Raw genomic sequence first — 774 nt, 5'->3', positions numbered from 1 at the left:
GGCGACTTCGTGGTCCTCAACTGGCGGGCGGTGTGCGGGCAGTGCCGCGCCTGCCGCAGGGGCGAGCCGCAGTACTGCTTCGACACCCACAACGCCGCGCAGCCGATGACCCTGGCCGACGGCACCGCGCTGTCGGCGGCGCTGGGCATCGGCGCGTTCGTGGAGAAGACGCTGGTCCACTCCGGCCAGTGCACCAGGGTCGACCCGGCCGCCCCGGCCACCGCCGCCGGCCTGCTCGGCTGCGGCGTGATGGCCGGCGTCGGCGCGGCGGTGAACACCGGCGCGGTCCGGCGCGGGGAGTCGGTGGCGGTGTTCGGCTGCGGCGGCGTCGGCGACGCCGCGATCGCCGGGGCCAGGCTGGCCGGCGCGGGCACGATCATCGCCGTCGACCTCGACGACCGGAAGCTGGAGTGGGCGAGGGGCTTCGGCGCCACCCACACGGTCAACTCCACGGAGACCGACGCGGTCGCGGCGATCAAGGGCCTGACCGGCGGCTTCGGCGTCGACGTCGCGATCGACGCGGTCGGCCACCCGGCGGTGTTCGAGCAGGCCTTCTACGCCCGCGACCTGGCCGGCCGGGTGGTGATGGTCGGCGTCCCCACCCCGGACATGCAGCTCACCCTGCCGGCGATCGAGGTCTTCGGCCGGGGTGGGGCGATCAAGTCGAGCTGGTACGGCGACTGCCTGCCCTCGCGGGACTTCCCGATGCTGGTCGACCTGTACCTGCAGGGCCGCTTCCCGCTCGACGACTTCGTCACCGAGACCATCGCGCTC

1 protein-coding gene is annotated in these 774 nt (G+C 74.2%); it reads left to right on the top strand.

Annotation, left to right across the window (positions count from 1 at the left end; all coding sequences use genetic code 11):
- A partial coding sequence (locus ACI797_RS27820; RefSeq protein ID WP_456864111.1) for a zinc-binding dehydrogenase occupies positions 1-774 on the top strand: 774 nt, incomplete at both ends.

The organism is Geodermatophilus sp. SYSU D00691 (assembly GCF_054050275.1).
The sequence above is the reverse complement of the archived record's forward strand: the minus strand, read 5'-3'. Positions and strand labels throughout refer to the sequence as shown.